The following is a 14452-nucleotide window of genomic DNA, read 5'->3' as shown; positions in this document are numbered from 1 at the left end:
TGCGTCAACAGTCAGAATCGAGCCTTGTCCCTCCTCCTCCCTTCAAGTCCTACCATACAAGCGAGCCTGCTCGCGAATGGATTTCGGCAGCACCTCAGACTTGGATCAGAACCACTCATCCTGCATGCCCAGGCAAACATCATCCCGCGCCTCAAGAATCGTCAACTCATGGTGGCAAGCCGGGATTTCCCAGGTCAGGAAGTACCGCGCCGCCTGGAGCTTGCCTTTATAGAAGTTCACATCGACCGCATTGCCTTTGGCCAGCCCTTCCTCGGCGCGAATCGCCTGTTCCAGCCAGCGCCAGCCAATTACCGTGTGACCAAAAACTTTCAGGTACAACGCCGAGTTAGCCAAGCTGCTGTTGACCTTGCCCTGGGCCAGGTCGGTCAGCAAGCCAATGGTCACGGCCTGCAGGCGCGCCACCAGTTTCTCCAGTGGTTCACGCAGCGCGGTCAGCGAGTCATGGGCGTGCGCGCGCTCGGCGGTGTTGGCGATCAGGCGGACCAGTTGTTTGAGGCCCGCACCGCCGTTCTGTGCCAGTTTGCGCCCCAGCAGGTCCAGCGACTGAATGCCGTGGGTGCCTTCGTGAATCGGGTTCAGACGGTTGTCGCGGTAGTATTGTTCCACCGGGTATTCGCGGGTGTAGCCGTGGCCGCCAAGGATCTGGATCGCCAGTTCGTTGGCCTTCAGGCAAAACTCCGACGGCCAGGATTTGACGATGGGGGTCAGCAAGTCCAGCAGTTCATGGGCCTGTTTGCGTTCGGCCTCGGTCTCCAGTGTCGTGGTGTCATCAAACAGCCGCGCCGCGTACAGCCCCAGGTCGAACGATCCTTCGACGTAGGCTTTTTGCGTCAGCAGCATGCGCTTGACGTCGGCGTGCTGGATGATCGCCACCGGAGCGGTGTTCGGGTCCTTGCTGTCCGGCACGCGACCCTGAGGGCGCTCGCGGGCGTATTCCAGCGAATACAGGTAGCCGGCGTAGCCAAGCATCACCGCACCCATGCCGACGCCGATTCGCGCCTCGTTCATCATCTGGAACATGTAGCTCAAGCCCTGATGCGGCTTGCCTACCAGATAGCCTACGCACTCGCCATTATCGCCGAAGTTCAGCGCGGTTGAGGTGGTGCCGCGCCAGCCCATCTTGTGGAAAAGCCCCGCCAGCAGCACGTCGTTGCGTTTGCCGAGGCTGTCGTCATCGTTGACCAGGAATTTCGGCACGATGAACAGCGAAATGCCCTTCACACCAGCAGGGGCATCCGGCAGCTTGGCCAGGACCATGTGCACGATGTTTTCCGACAGCGGATGATCGCCGCCGGAGATGAAGATCTTGTTGCCCTTGAGTCGATAGGTGCCGTCGGACGCAGGCTCGGCTCGTGTACGAATATCCGACAGCGACGAACCTGCGTGGGGTTCGGTCAGGGCCATGGTGCCGAAGAAGCGGCCGTCGATCATTGGTTGCAGGAAGCGGCGTTTCTGCTCCTCGGTGCCGAAACTTTCGATCAGGTTGGCCGCGCCCATGGTCAGGAACGGGTAGGAGGTCGACGCCGCGTTGGCGGACTGGAAATGCGCGAAGCAGGCTTGCGACAACAGGGTAGGAAGTTGCATGCCACCAGCGTCGAAACTGCGCGCTGCATTGAGGAAGCCGGCTTCGAGGAACGCCTCGACTGCCGGTTTCACTTCCGGAATCAGGATTGCCTGACCGTCCTCATAGCGCGGCTCGTTCTCGTCACCCTTGCGATTGTGCGGGGCGAAGAACTTCTCGGCGATGTTGCGGGCGGTGCCCAAGGCGGCATCGAAGGTTTCGCGATTATGTTCGGCGAAACGCTCACGCTGGGTCAGGCCCTCGGCATCGAGGACTTCATACAGCTCGAAAGCCAGATTGCGGGAACTGAGCAACGTCTCGGACATGGCGGCCTACCTTTTGTTGGAGTAGGGCGAGTCTAGGCGGGGGAATAGAGGCTGAACAGGATGATTGATCTGCGTGATGGTGACTTAGCAGACGCCATAAGTAACTGTGGGAGCGGGCTTGCCCGCGATGGCGTCAGACCAGTCAACATCATCAGTGACTGATACATCGCTATCGCAGGCAAGCCCGCTCCCACAGGGTATTGCGTGCCGGGCGGCTATTGCGGCAGCCCGGTTTACCGGTTTTAGCCGATGGTCATCAGGCTGGCATTACCACCCGCAGCAGCGGTGTTAACGCTCAACGCACGCTCGATCACCAGGCGCTCCAACGCAATGTTGGTTTCACCCTGCGACAGACCCTGGACGCCGACAATGGCACCGGCACGCTTTGCCACTTGCTGGCAAACCGCGCGCAACTGGTCGGAATGGCCGTGATGCAGAACCGCATCAATCACCACGTCGTCCTTGTTCCAGTCGGAAACCAGCTTGATGCGTGCCTGGATGTCTTTCGGCAGACGGGCGAGCAAGGCCTTGGTCAGTTCAGCTTCCGGCCATACCGCCGAACCGCCGACAGCCAATACCGCAGCCAGTTGCGTCAGCAGGTCGCCTTCGACTTCCGCCAGGCACAGCACGTGCTCGCGCGGCAGGATCGCATAGCTGTTACGTTCGCCGGTCGGGCCGGCCAGGACGCGGGTGATACCGCTTTGCGATTGTGCGGCGAACTGCGCGCACAGGGTGCTCAGGTCGGCGAACTTGTTGCTGTCGGCCCAGGCTTTCAAGGCGGTCAGCGGTTTGCTCATGGCATCGCGAAGGCGAACGTCCGGTGCTACGGCAGCGTCGCCGCGAGCGAAGGATTGTTCGATCGCATCGGCAGGGCGGGTCGACAGCAGGCGGTACAGGTACAGCGGACCACCGGCTTTCGGGCCAGTACCCGACAGGCCTTCGCCGCCGAATGGCTGCACGCCGACCACGGCACCCACGATGTTGCGGTTGACGTAGACGTTACCGGCATTGACGTTGTCGATCACCTTGGCGATGGTCTCGTCGATACGGGTGTGCACGCCCAGCGTCAGGCCGTAGCCGGAAGCGTTGATTTGGGCAATCAGTTGATCGATGTCCTTGCGCTTGTAGCGCACCACGTGCAGCACCGGGCCGAAGATCTCCCGTTGCAGTTCGTCGAAGCTTTCCAGTTCGATCAGCGTCGGCATCACGAAGGTGCCGCGTTTAACTTCTTCGGCGTCGGCGATGGCCACCTGGTACACGCTGCGACCTTTGTCGCGCATGGCCTGGATGTGCTTCTCGATGCCAGCCTTGGCTTCGGCGTCGATCACCGGGCCGATGTCCACGGACAGGCGCTCAGGGTTGCCGAGGCGGCTTTCAGCCATGGCACCCTTGAGCATTTCGATCACGCGGTCGGCAGAATCTTCCTGCAGGCACAGCACGCGCAGGGCCGAGCAACGCTGGCCGGCGCTATCGAAGGCCGACGAAACCACGTCGATCACCACCTGTTCGGTCAGTGCCGAAGAGTCGACGATCATCGCGTTCTGGCCACCGGTTTCGGCGATCAGCGGAATCGGACGACCCTGGCTGTCCAGGCGACCGGCAATGTTGCGTTGCAGCAGGCGCGCAACTTCGGTGGAGCCGGTGAACATCACGCCTTTGACGCGATCGTCGCCCACCAGTCCGGCGCCGACGGTTTCGCCACGGCCCGGCAACAGTTGCAGGACACCTTGTGGAATCCCGGCCTCGAGCAGCAGGCGCACGGCTTGAGCGGCGACCAGCGGCGTCTGTTCCGCAGGCTTGGCCAATACCGGGTTACCGGCAGCCAGCGCCGCAGCCACTTGGCCACTGAAGATTGCCAGCGGGAAGTTCCACGGGCTGATGCACACCACCGGACCCAGCGGGCGGTGGGCATCATTGGTGAAATCGTTGCGAGCCTGCACCGCGTAATAACGCAGGAAGTCCACGGCCTCGCGCACTTCGGCGATGGCATTGGCGAAAGTCTTGCCGGCTTCGCGAGCCAGCAGGCCCATCAGCGGCTGGATCTCGGCTTCCATCAGGTCTGCGGCGCGCTCGAGGATCGCGGCGCGTTCGGCCGGCGGGGTAGCCTGCCAGATCGGCGCGGCGTTCAGTGCGCACTGGATCGCATTGTCGACGTCTTCGACAGTCGCTTCCTGTACGTGGCCAACCACGTCACGCAGATCGGACGGGTTCAAGACGGGTGCAGGGGTTTCGCTGCTGGAAGCGCAACCGAGCATCGGCGCGGCCTTCCAGTTGTTGTGCGCAGTAGCCAGCAGAGCGCAGGACAAGGACGCCAGGCGATGTTCGTTGGCCATGTCGATGCCGCTGGAGTTGGCGCGCTCGGAGCCGTACAAATCGCGCGGCAGCGGAATGCGAGGATGCGGCAGGCCGAAGCCACCTTCCACGGTCGCCATCTGCTCGATGCTTGCTACCGGGTCGGCCACCAATTCCTGGATGGAAATCGACTGGTCGGCAATACGGTTGACGAACGAGGTGTTGGCGCCGTTTTCCAGCAGGCGACGTACCAGGTAAGCCAGGAGGGTTTCGTGGGTGCCGACCGGTGCGTACACACGGCACGGACGGTTCAGCTTGCCTTCGGAAACCTTTCCTACAACTTGTTCGTACAGCGGTTCGCCCATGCCATGCAGGCACTGGAACTCGTACTGGCCCGGGTAATAGTTCTGACCGGCAATGTGATAAATGGCCGACAGGGTGTGGGCGTTGTGCGTGGCGAACTGCGGGTAGATGACTTCCGGCACCGACAGCAGTTTGCGTGCGCAAGCGATGTAGGACACGTCGGTGTACACCTTGCGGGTGTAGACCGGATAGCCTTCCAGGCCTTCAACCTGGGCGCGCTTGATCTCGCTGTCCCAGTACGCGCCTTTCACCAGGCGGATCATCAGGCGATGACGGCTGCGGCGAGCCAGGTCGATCACGTAGTCGATCACGTACGGGCAACGCTTCTGATAAGCCTGGATCACGAAACCGATGCCGTTCCAGCCCGTCAGTTGCGGCTCGAAGCACAGGCGCTCGAGCAGATCCAGCGACAGCTCGAGGCGGTCGGCTTCTTCGGCGTCGATGTTCAGGCCGATGTCGTATTGCTTGGCCAGCAGGGTCAGCGACAGCAGGCGCGGGTACAGCTCATCCATCACGCGCTCGTACTGGGCACGGCTGTAGCGCGGGTGCAAGGCCGACAGCTTGATCGAAATGCCCGGACCTTCATAAATCCCGCGACCGTGGGACGCTTTGCCGATCGAGTGGATGGCTTGTTCGTACGAGGCCAGGTACTTCTGCGCGTCGTGCTCAGTCAGTGCGGCTTCACCGAGCATGTCGTAGGAATAGCGGAAGCCCTTGGCTTCGAACTTGCTGGCGTTGGCCAGGGCTTCGGCAATGGTCTCGCCGGTGACGAACTGCTCGCCCATCAGGCGCATGGCCATGTCGACGCCCTTGCGGATCATCGGCTCGCCGCTCTTGCCGATGATGCGGCTGAGGGACGAAGTCAGGCCCGCTTCGTTATGCGTGGACACCAGCTTGCCGGTCAGCAGCAGGCCCCAGGTCGCGGCGTTGACGAACAGCGACGGGCTGTTGCCCAGGTGTGGCTGCCAGTTGCCGGTACTGATCTTGTCGCGGATCAGGGCGTCACGGGTGCCTTTGTCCGGAATGCGCAACAGCGCCTCGGCCAGGCACATCAGCGCCACGCCTTCCTGGGACGACAAGGAGAACTCTTGCAGCAGGCCCTGAACGATACCGGCACGGCCGCCGGCGCTCTTCTGGTTGCGCAGTTTTTCCGCAATAGAGGCAGCGAGCTTGTTGGTGGCTTCGGCCATCGGCGCCGGCAGGCGAGCCTGCTCGATCAGCATCGGCACCACTTCCGGTTCCGGGCGACGGTACGCGGCGGTGATCGACGCACGCAAGACCGATTGCGGCAGGATGCTCTCGGCGAACTCGAGGAAGCACTGGTGCGCGTGGTCGACATGGACGTCGCCCGCTTCGTCAGTGTCTCGGGCGATACCGTTGAGCTCGGACAGGGTTGCACCACCCTCGAGTTTTTCCAGGTAATTGAAAATTGCCTGCTTGATCAGCCAGTGCGGCGTGCGATCAATCGAGGTCGCGGCAGCCTTGAGGCGTTCGCGGGTCGGGTCATCGAGTTTGACCCCAAGGGTGGTGGTAGCCATGTTTTTATCCTCATGTTTGCCACGACTGCGTGGCATCAGCTGGCGCAAAGATTAGCCGTGTGATGAATGAGGTGCAACCGGGTGCAACCCTTTTTTTACGGGAATAAACGGCAGTTCGTCAGGAAAAAAATTCCACTGCGCCATTACCGCGTTGCCTTGGTGCTTTTTGGATGGATAGACGATCATTCTTGCTCCGAAAAGGAGCAAAAACCTTGGTTTGATATAAATTTCCGACTAGGTGCAACTTATTCCCCAGAAATGGGTTGCACCTTATTTGCTTTGTTGCATAGCATTCGCGCCCAAGGTGCAACCAGTCGCAAGACCGGTGTGCCGGCCGATGGCTTTCCTGGGGAAACATCGGTCATAAATGCGCGGGATCCCGGATCGTCTGTCAATCGTCACCGTTTGCCAGCGCTTCACCAGCCGCCGCTACATAAAAACAAAGCCAGGGCATCACTCAATGAGCGTAAGCAATCCAACCCTGATCACGTTCGTGATCTACATCGCAGCAATGGTGCTGATCGGCTTCATGGCCTATCGCTCCACCAACAACCTTTCCGACTACATCCTGGGCGGCCGTAGCCTGGGCAGTGTCGTGACCGCGTTGTCCGCCGGTGCATCCGACATGAGCGGCTGGTTGTTGATGGGCCTGCCGGGCGCCATCTACATGTCCGGTCTGTCCGAGAGCTGGATCGCCATCGGCCTGATCATCGGGGCTTACCTGAACTGGCTGTTCGTCGCCGGCCGTCTGCGCGTGCAGACCGAGCACAATGGCGATGCGCTGACTCTGCCGGACTACTTCTCCAGCCGTTTCGAAGACAAAAGCGGCTTGCTGCGGATCATTTCCGCCGTCGTGATCCTGGTGTTCTTCACCATCTATTGCGCTTCCGGCATCGTGGCTGGCGCCCGTCTGTTCGAAAGCACCTTCGGCATGTCCTACGAGACGGCGCTGTGGGCCGGTGCTGCGGCGACGATTGCCTACACCTTCGTCGGTGGTTTCCTGGCGGTCAGCTGGACTGACACCGTGCAAGCCACGCTGATGATCTTCGCCCTGTTGCTGACGCCGATCATCGTGCTGCTGGCCACCGGCGGCGTCGACACCACGTTCCTGGCCATTGAAGCGCAAGATCCAAGCAACTTCGACATGCTGAAAAATACCACCTTCATCGGCATCATCTCGCTGATGGGCTGGGGCCTGGGCTACTTCGGCCAGCCGCACATCCTGGCGCGTTTCATGGCGGCCGATTCGGTGAAGTCGATTGCCAATGCCCGTCGCATCTCCATGACCTGGATGATCCTGTGCCTGGGTGGCACCGTGGCTGTCGGTTTCTTCGGTATCGCCTACTTCTCGGCCAATCCGGCCGTGGCCATGCCGGTCAGTGAAAACCACGAGCGTGTGTTCATCGAACTGGCCAAAATCCTCTTCAACCCATGGGTTGCCGGCGTTCTGCTGTCGGCCATCCTGGCTGCCGTCATGAGCACCCTGAGCTGCCAGTTGCTGGTGTGCTCGAGCGCTCTGACCGAAGACTTCTACAAGACCTTCCTGCGCAAATCCGCTTCCCAGGTTGAACTGGTCTGGGTCGGCCGCGCCATGGTGCTGCTGGTTGCCCTGATCGCCATCGCCATGGCGGCCAACCCGGAAAACCGTGTGCTGGGCCTGGTGAGCTACGCCTGGGCAGGTTTCGGTGCCGCATTCGGTCCGGTCGTGCTGATCTCCGTGATCTGGAAAGACATGACCCGCAACGGCGCACTGGCTGGCATCCTGGTCGGCGCGATCACCGTGATCGTCTGGAAGCACTTCGAACTGCTGGGCCTGTACGAAATCATCCCTGGTTTCATCTTCGCCAGCCTGGCGATCTACATCGTCAGCAAGCTGGGCACGCCGACTGCTGGCATGCTGCAGCGCTTTGCTGCTGCCGAGGCAGATTTCCGTTTGAACAAGTGATGGGGATGAGCTGAGGCTCTAACCTTTCGCAAAAACGGCCCGTCTCCTACAGGAGGCGGGCCGTTTTTTTTGGGGGGTGGGCAGAAGGCTAATGGCAGGTCCATTTCTACCTTGCCTTGCTCTGCGCCATTGCGTTGCGCGATGGATGCGATGTGCTGGATGTGGTTGGGCACTGGTTGCGGGGTCGGCCTTCAGCAGGGGTAGGTAATGCCACAAGGTCAAGATCAAAAGATCGCAGCCTCCGGCGGCTCCTACAGGGCTGGGTTTGCCACTCAGCCGCGAGCTCCTGACTTGCCGCCCAGTAAAAGGTAAACTTGCCGGCCTTCGCAGGAGCAACCATGAATTATCGCCACGCCTTCCATGCCGGCAATCACGCCGATGTGTTCAAACACCTGACCTTGACCCGCCTCATCGCCCTGATGTCGCGCAAGGAGCAGCCGTTTGCCTATCTCGATACGCACGCCGGCATTGGCCTGTACGACCTCCAGGGCGATCAGGCCAGCCGAACCGGTGAGTATCTGGAAGGCATTGCGCGGTTGTGGGATCAGCCGGATCTGCCGATCCTGACCGCCGATTACATGCAGGTGTTGCATGAGATGAACCCGGACGGCCAGTTGCGCTTTTATCCGGGCTCACCGGAGTTGGCGCGGCGCCTGACGCGCCCGCAGGACCGCGTGTTGCTCAACGAGAAGCATCCGGAAGATGGCGTGCTGCTCAAGGACAACATGGCCGGTGATCGTCGGGTCAAGGTGCATCTTGGCGAAGGCTGGCATGTGCCGCGGGCGTTGCTGCCGGTGCCGGAGAAGCGTGCGGTTATGTTGATCGATCCGCCCTTCGAAAAACTGGATGAGATGCAGCGCTGCGCCGCGGCCTTGAAAGAGGCGGTCGGGCGGATGCGCCAGACTGTAGCGGCGATCTGGTACCCGGTGAAGGATCAGCGCGCGCTGCGCCGGTTCTATCAGGACCTGGCCGGTACCGGTGCGCCGAAGTTGTTGCGGGTCGAGCTGCTGGTGCATCCGCTGGATACGCCGAACAGCCTCAACGGCTCCGGTCTGGCCATTGCCAATCCGCCGTGGGGGCTGGAGGAAGAGTTGCGTGAGTTGCTGCCGTGGTTGTCCGAGAAGCTTGGGCAGACCCAGGGCGGGTGGCGGATGGATTGGTTGATCGCCGAATGAGGCGATGATCGTTCCCACGCAGAGCGTGGGAACGATCGGTCAGTGGTCAGATCGGGCAGGTCACGCCGGTGCCGCCAATGCCGCAATAGCCTTCAGGGTTTTTCGCCAGGTACTGTTGGTGGTACGCCTCGGCGAAATAGAACGTCGGCGCTTCGTCGATTTCGGTGGTGATGATGCCCTTGCCGGCCTTGGTCAGTTCGACCTGGAACACCTGTGCGCTTTTTTTCGCGGCTTCCAGTTGGGTCGGGTTGGTGGCGTAGATCACCGAGCGATACTGGGTGCCGAGGTCGTTGCCCTGGCGCATGCCCTGGGTCGGGTTGTGCAGTTCCCAGAACATCTTTAGCAGCGCTTCGTAGCTGACTTTTGCCGGCTCGTAGACCACCAGCACGACTTCGCTATGGCCCGTCAAGCCGGAGCAGACTTCTTCGTAAGTCGGGTTCGGGGTGAAGCCGCCAGCGTAACCCACGGCCGTACTGACCACGCCTTCACGCTGCCAGAACTTGCGTTCCGCGCCCCAGAAGCAGCCAAGGCCGAAGATCGCGAAATCCACATCCATCGCGAATGGACCCAGTAGCGGGGCGTCGTGGACGAAGTGTTTTTCCGGCACGGTCATGGGGGTTTCGCGGCCAGGCAGAGCTTGTTCTTTTGTTGGGAGCACGTTTTTGTTCACCAGAATTTCCGAGCGCAGAACCATCGTCAGTCCTCTCAGTCGTTGGAATAATCAGAAATGCAGTTTGCCCGAGTGTTGACGCGATGTCAGGCAATCGGGCCGCGCGGATAGCGTTTGAGCTTGTCGATCAGGTCGAGGCCCGGGATCGGTTGGTCGAACAGGTAGCCCTGGCCGACGTCGCAACGGTGGCGACGCAGGAAAGCCAACTGCTCGGCGGTCTCGATGCCTTCGGCCACGACCTTGAGTTTAAGGTTGTGGGCCATGGCGATCACCGCGGAGGTGATTTCCATGTCGTCCTGGTTATCCGGGATTTCGTGAATGAAGCTTCGATCGATCTTGATGATATCGATGGGGAATTTTTTCAAGTAACTGAGCGACGAGTAACCGGTGCCGAAGTCGTCCATGGCCAGGGTCAGGCCCAGGCGCTTGAGCTGGTCGAGTTGCAGGCGAGTGTCTTCGGTGGCTTCCAGAAGCAAACCTTCGGTCAGTTCCAGCTCCAGCAAGCTCGCCGGCAGCGCTTCCTCCTTGAGGATGTTGGCGATGGACGCTACCAGGTCCGGGTCGGAGAACTGCTTGGGTGACAGGTTGATCGCTACCTGCAGGTTGCCCAGGCCGGCGGCGCTCAGCGCTTTGCTCATGCGGCAGGCCTGGCGGGCGATCCATTTGCCGATCGGAATGATCAGGCCGGTTTCTTCGGCAACACTGATGAACTGGTCCGGGCGGATCATGCCCTTTTCCGGGTGGTTCCAGCGCAACAGCGCCTCCATCCCCAGCAGGCGACCGCTGCGCAGGCAGAGCTTGGGTTGGTAGAACACGTCCAGTTCGTTCTGGGTCAGGGCGCGGCGCAGGTTGTTCTCGACGAACAACTTGTAGCTGGCTTCGGCGTTCAGGGCCTCGGTGAAAACCTGCACCTGATGTTTGCCGTTGGCCTTGGCCTTGTGCAGGGCCAGGCCGGCGTTACGCATCAGGGTCTGCGGGTCTCGCCCATGCAGGGGCGCGCAAGCCAGGCCAACCGAGCCGGTCACGCTGATCAGCTGGTTGTCGACGAACATCGGTTTGTCGAGGGTCGTGAGCAACTGGTTGGCGACCTGCTGCCCGAGTTCAAGGCCAGTGTTGTCAAGCAAGACCGCGAACTCGTTGCTGGCAAACCGCGCCAGGCTGCCGCCCGGGTTGAGGCTGTTGCGCAGGCGCCGGGCCAGGCTGATCAGCAGCTTGTCGCCGGTCTGGTGGCCGAGGCTGTCGTTGATCCGCTTGAAGTTGTCGATGTCCACCAGTAGCAGGCTGATAGGCGCGTCGCTGTCGCGGGCGAAGCGTTCATCGAGGTTGCGGATGAAAGCCGGGCGGTTGCCGAGGTTGGTCAGGTTATCGGTGTAGGCCAGGCGCTCGATGCGTTGCTGGGCGAGCTTGGTCTGTGTGATGTCTTCGTAGATACCGATGTAATGGGTCAACTCGCGGTTGTCGCCATAGACCTTGGATATCGACAACTGACCCCAATAGGGTTCGAGGTTTTTGCGCCGACTCTTGAATTCCCCCTGCCAACTGTTGCTCATGGCCAGCGCCGAGGGCGCGTCGAACAGCAGTTCACTGAGGTTCTCCAGTGCCGGCAGTTGCGCCAGGCGCTGGCCGTGGACTTCTTCGGTGGTGTACTGGGTGATCGCCGTGAAGCTTGGGTTGACGTACTCGACGATGCCATCGCAATTGACCAGCAAAAAGGCGTTGGCGCTTTGCTCGACCGCACGCTGGAACAGATGCAGGGCGCTGGTGGCGGTGCGTCGATTGTGATTACTGATGACCTGGGCGAACTGATCCGCCAGCTCGCCAGCGAAGGCGATTTCGTCCTGCTGCCAGGCGCGGGTCGCGCCGGTTTGCTCCAGGCACAACACGCCGACCACCTGGCCGTCGACTCGAATGCTGGCATCGAGCATCGCGTTGACATCACGCGAGCGCAGGCTTTCGGCGATTTCCCGGGTGCGCGGGTCGCGCATGGCGTTGTGGGCGTCGATGGCGCGACCGGTATGCAGGGCGTCGAGGTAATCGGGGAAACCGCTGGCGTCGATCGGCGCCGGCAGCAGGTATTCCTGGGTTGAGCGGTGGTAGGCCGAGATGGGGGCCAGCATCGATCCTTCCAGGTGCCAAAGACTGGCACAGTCGATCTGGTAAATCTCACAGGCGCTACGGGTGATCAGTTCGGCGGCTTCCTGCAGGGAATTGTTGCTGCTGTAGCGCTGGCGGGTCAGCAGCAGGATAAGGTCCTGCTGGGCACGGACCCGATCCAGATGCTGCAATTGTTCCCGCTGGGCGCGCTGATTGAGTTCGAGGGCGATTTGCAGGCGCGAGTTCTGGGTTTCGAGATCCAGCGCTGGCAGCAGTGGGTCATCCTCGAACAGGCCGTCGATGACCAGCAGGTAGCCGCGCAGCAGATGTCGATTGTGTTGTTTGTAGGCTTCACCCAGCTCCAGCAGGTTCAACGCGCCCGAGGCGGTGTGCAGGGTGTAGCGGATCAGATAGTGGGTGCTCTCGCTCAACTGCGCCTGAATCGCGTCATGCAGCTGATAGCGTGCTTGCGGCTCCATCAGGCTGGCGTAGGGCGAACCGACCAGGGCGCACAATTCCACGGCCGGCAGGCCGAACTGGCGTTCGCAATTGGGATCGAGAAACAGCAGTGCCCAGCTTGGTTCGTTCAGCCGTTCGAAACGCAGCATGCCGAGCCGCGAGGGCACAGGCAACTGCGTCACTACCTCGGCCACCATACGGCTGGCGGCATCGGGTTGGCTTTTCATGGAGGGGACTCGCTTCGAATTTGCTGATCGCGCCGGGCTCTCGCCCTCTTTACTGTTGCCTGCGGCAAGGTTGCATCATTGCGACACTGACTGACAAGAGAGATGAAGGCCAAGTGCTATAAGAATATGTCGGCAGAGGAGAAGATTTCTCCAGCACGCGACTAAAAGATTGGATTGAGCCGAAAAGATCGCATCCTGTAGGCGCTGCCGCAGGCTGCGATCTTTGCTTTTTAATGCAGCGAAATAGCGATCGATTGCAAAAGGCCGCCATCCCGGTCGTGATATCGCACGTGAAGCTGTTCCGTATCGACGATCACATGCGCGAAGTTATCCTGGCTGATGACCTTGCCCTTCAATTCGTGCCGATAATTGCCTTGAGCGGTTCGCGCGAGCGGCTGATCCAGCAGGAAGGTAGACGCTTGCGCATAGGGCAGCAGTTTGCTGTTGCACAGGGGCGAGGAGACGATGGTATGAACTTCAAAGGCCGGGTCCTCGCTGTGGGTCAGGCGGCTGATCAGTGAACCATGGACGTCGCCTGAAACGATAAAGACATTCTTGATCGCGTGTGTGCGAATCGTTTCCAGCAGCCGCAGCCGCTGTTCGGGAAAGCCTTTCCAGGCGTCATCACCCTGGCGTTTGCTGTCGGGGTAGAACATGACGCTGGTGACCACGAATTTGACCCGGGCCGAACTGTTAACCAGCCAGGTGCACAAGGCCTGCTCCTGCTCGATATCGAGGATGCGTCGGTCGCTGGCTGCAAGATTGCGCCGTGTTCGGCTGTCGGTGACAAACCACTCGATATCGCCATCGGCGAACAAGTACCAGTATTTGTCCAGCTTCCTGTCGATTTGGCCATCGGCGCAGAGTGGGTGTGACGGGCCATGGCTGGCCTGGTAGATCTCATAGGCGTTTATCGCATTGGCATATAGGAAGTCATCGGACTTGTTTCTGTTGGCCGGCCAATTGTCTTCGATCTCATGATCATCCAGGATCATGTAAGTCGGCAGGGTCGACATTAACTTTGCAATGTTTGGCTGGGAAAAAGCCACGCGATACTTGAGAAGAATATCCTTGAGCTCGCGGTCCGGAGCAATGAGGTTCAAGTCATCGACATAGATCTGGTCGCCGGTCATCAGCATGGCGCTGATAGGCGGTTCGGCCTGCTCGGCCAGTCTTGAGATTGTCGCGAACATCCTGTCACCCAGATGAGGTTCGGCGGCAATGCCTGCGGTGAGGCGTAGATAGCGACATGAGCCCACAACATAGGCCCTGGATTTTCCGGCCTGGTTCGAGCGGGTACGCAGGCGATGAATCCGCACTGGCCATTGCAAGCTCAGTTCCTGCATTGCCTTGGCAGAGCACACAGGCTGCATCGCGCTGAACCATCCAGCCTGATATTCATACACGGTGTCGGCAGCCAGGTCGCTGAGAGCCAGGACGGCGGACATGTCCCGGGCTTTCTCGAGTTCAGCGAAAATTCCGTTTGACCAATGCTCGTCATCGAGTTGCCGATAGCGAATGCCGGCGAATGCATGGGCGTCTTTACTTGATTCTCCACGCAAGAATATACGTGCATGGTTCGTGGTGGTGTGGCCAATGATTGGCCCGACAGTTGGTTTGAACATATTCGAATCCATTCGGTTTTTAATCAATTGGCTTTAAATGGCCTTGCAGGCAAGGCTAGTTATTTGGCCTTGAAAAATACCGGGCGGAAATGGATTCGACTTGTGGGGGATATCAGCCACAAATGTAGGAAAGTATCTGTTGAGGTTAGAACGCCG

The 14452-nt window shown here is 60.3% G+C and carries 8 protein-coding genes; 2 read left to right on the top strand and 6 right to left on the bottom strand.

The features are described from left to right. Window positions 1-105: 105 nt before the first annotated feature. From AC1Q8Q_RS21300 to AC1Q8Q_RS21290, 3 genes are all read right to left on the bottom strand, one after another. Window positions 106-1908, bottom strand: coding sequence for an acyl-CoA dehydrogenase (locus AC1Q8Q_RS21300; RefSeq protein ID WP_168757116.1), 1803 nt, complete (start codon window positions 1906-1908; stop codon window positions 106-108). Window positions 1909-2150: 242 nt separating this feature from the next. Next, window positions 2151-6101, bottom strand: a complete 3951-nt coding sequence (gene putA / locus AC1Q8Q_RS21295; RefSeq protein ID WP_020796202.1) for a trifunctional transcriptional regulator/proline dehydrogenase/L-glutamate gamma-semialdehyde dehydrogenase — start codon at window positions 6099-6101, stop codon at window positions 2151-2153. 51 nt (window positions 6102-6152) lie between these two features. After that, window positions 6153-6287 (bottom strand): hypothetical protein, encoded by a 135-nt coding sequence (locus tag AC1Q8Q_RS21290; RefSeq protein WP_020796203.1) that lies wholly within the window; start codon window positions 6285-6287, stop codon window positions 6153-6155. A gap of 274 nt (window positions 6288-6561) precedes the next feature. Between AC1Q8Q_RS21290 and putP the strand changes: the two genes are divergently transcribed. Both putP and AC1Q8Q_RS21280 read left to right on the top strand, forming a co-directional pair. Next, window positions 6562-8046 carry a sodium/proline symporter PutP gene (putP, locus tag AC1Q8Q_RS21285; protein WP_168757117.1) on the top strand — a complete coding sequence of 495 codons (1485 nt, stop codon included), beginning with the start codon at window positions 6562-6564 and terminating at the stop codon, window positions 8044-8046. Between the two features lie 338 nt (window positions 8047-8384). Continuing rightward, window positions 8385-9221, top strand: coding sequence for a 23S rRNA (adenine(2030)-N(6))-methyltransferase RlmJ (locus tag AC1Q8Q_RS21280; protein ID WP_020796206.1), 837 nt, complete (start codon window positions 8385-8387; stop codon window positions 9219-9221). 46 nt (window positions 9222-9267) lie between these two features. Here the strand turns inward: AC1Q8Q_RS21280 and msrA are convergent, their stop codons facing one another. The 3 genes from msrA to AC1Q8Q_RS21265 form a co-directional block, all read right to left on the bottom strand. Continuing rightward, on the bottom strand, window positions 9268-9915 hold the full coding sequence (msrA, locus tag AC1Q8Q_RS21275) for a peptide-methionine (S)-S-oxide reductase MsrA (protein WP_020796207.1): 648 nt from the start codon (window positions 9913-9915) through the stop codon (window positions 9268-9270). Window positions 9916-9977: 62 nt separating this feature from the next. After that, window positions 9978-12671, bottom strand: a complete 2694-nt coding sequence (locus AC1Q8Q_RS21270) for a putative bifunctional diguanylate cyclase/phosphodiesterase (protein WP_020796208.1) — start codon at window positions 12669-12671, stop codon at window positions 9978-9980. A 230-nt stretch (window positions 12672-12901) separates the two neighbouring features. Further along, the gene (locus AC1Q8Q_RS21265) at window positions 12902-14296 is read right to left on the bottom strand and encodes an alkaline phosphatase D family protein (RefSeq protein ID WP_492615463.1); all 1395 of its coding nucleotides are present in this window, start codon (window positions 14294-14296) and stop codon (window positions 12902-12904) included. Window positions 14297-14452: the final 156 nt, after the last annotated feature.

Source organism: Pseudomonas sp. GW823-FHT06B06 (assembly GCF_058795195.1).
This window is presented reverse-complemented; position numbering and strand designations above follow the sequence as displayed.

Bases quoted from the DNA above. Each gene is read 5' to 3' on its own strand.
- AC1Q8Q_RS21280 (WP_020796206.1), top strand. From the start codon at position 8,385: ATGAATTATCGCCACGCCTTCCATGCCGGCAATCACGCCGATGTGTTC.
- AC1Q8Q_RS21270 (WP_020796208.1), bottom strand. From the start codon at position 12,671: ATGAAAAGCCAACCCGATGCCGCCAGCCGTATGGTGGCCGAGGTAGTG.
- msrA (WP_020796207.1), bottom strand. From the start codon at position 9,915: ATGGTTCTGCGCTCGGAAATTCTGGTGAACAAAAACGTGCTCCCAACA.
- AC1Q8Q_RS21300 (WP_168757116.1), bottom strand. From the start codon at position 1,908: ATGTCCGAGACGTTGCTCAGTTCCCGCAATCTGGCTTTCGAGCTGTAT.
- AC1Q8Q_RS21290 (WP_020796203.1), bottom strand. From the start codon at position 6,287: ATGATCGTCTATCCATCCAAAAAGCACCAAGGCAACGCGGTAATGGCG.
- putA (WP_020796202.1), bottom strand. From the start codon at position 6,101: ATGGCTACCACCACCCTTGGGGTCAAACTCGATGACCCGACCCGCGAA.
- putP (WP_168757117.1), top strand. From the start codon at position 6,562: ATGAGCGTAAGCAATCCAACCCTGATCACGTTCGTGATCTACATCGCA.
- AC1Q8Q_RS21265 (WP_492615463.1), bottom strand. From the start codon at position 14,296: ATGTTCAAACCAACTGTCGGGCCAATCATTGGCCACACCACCACGAAC.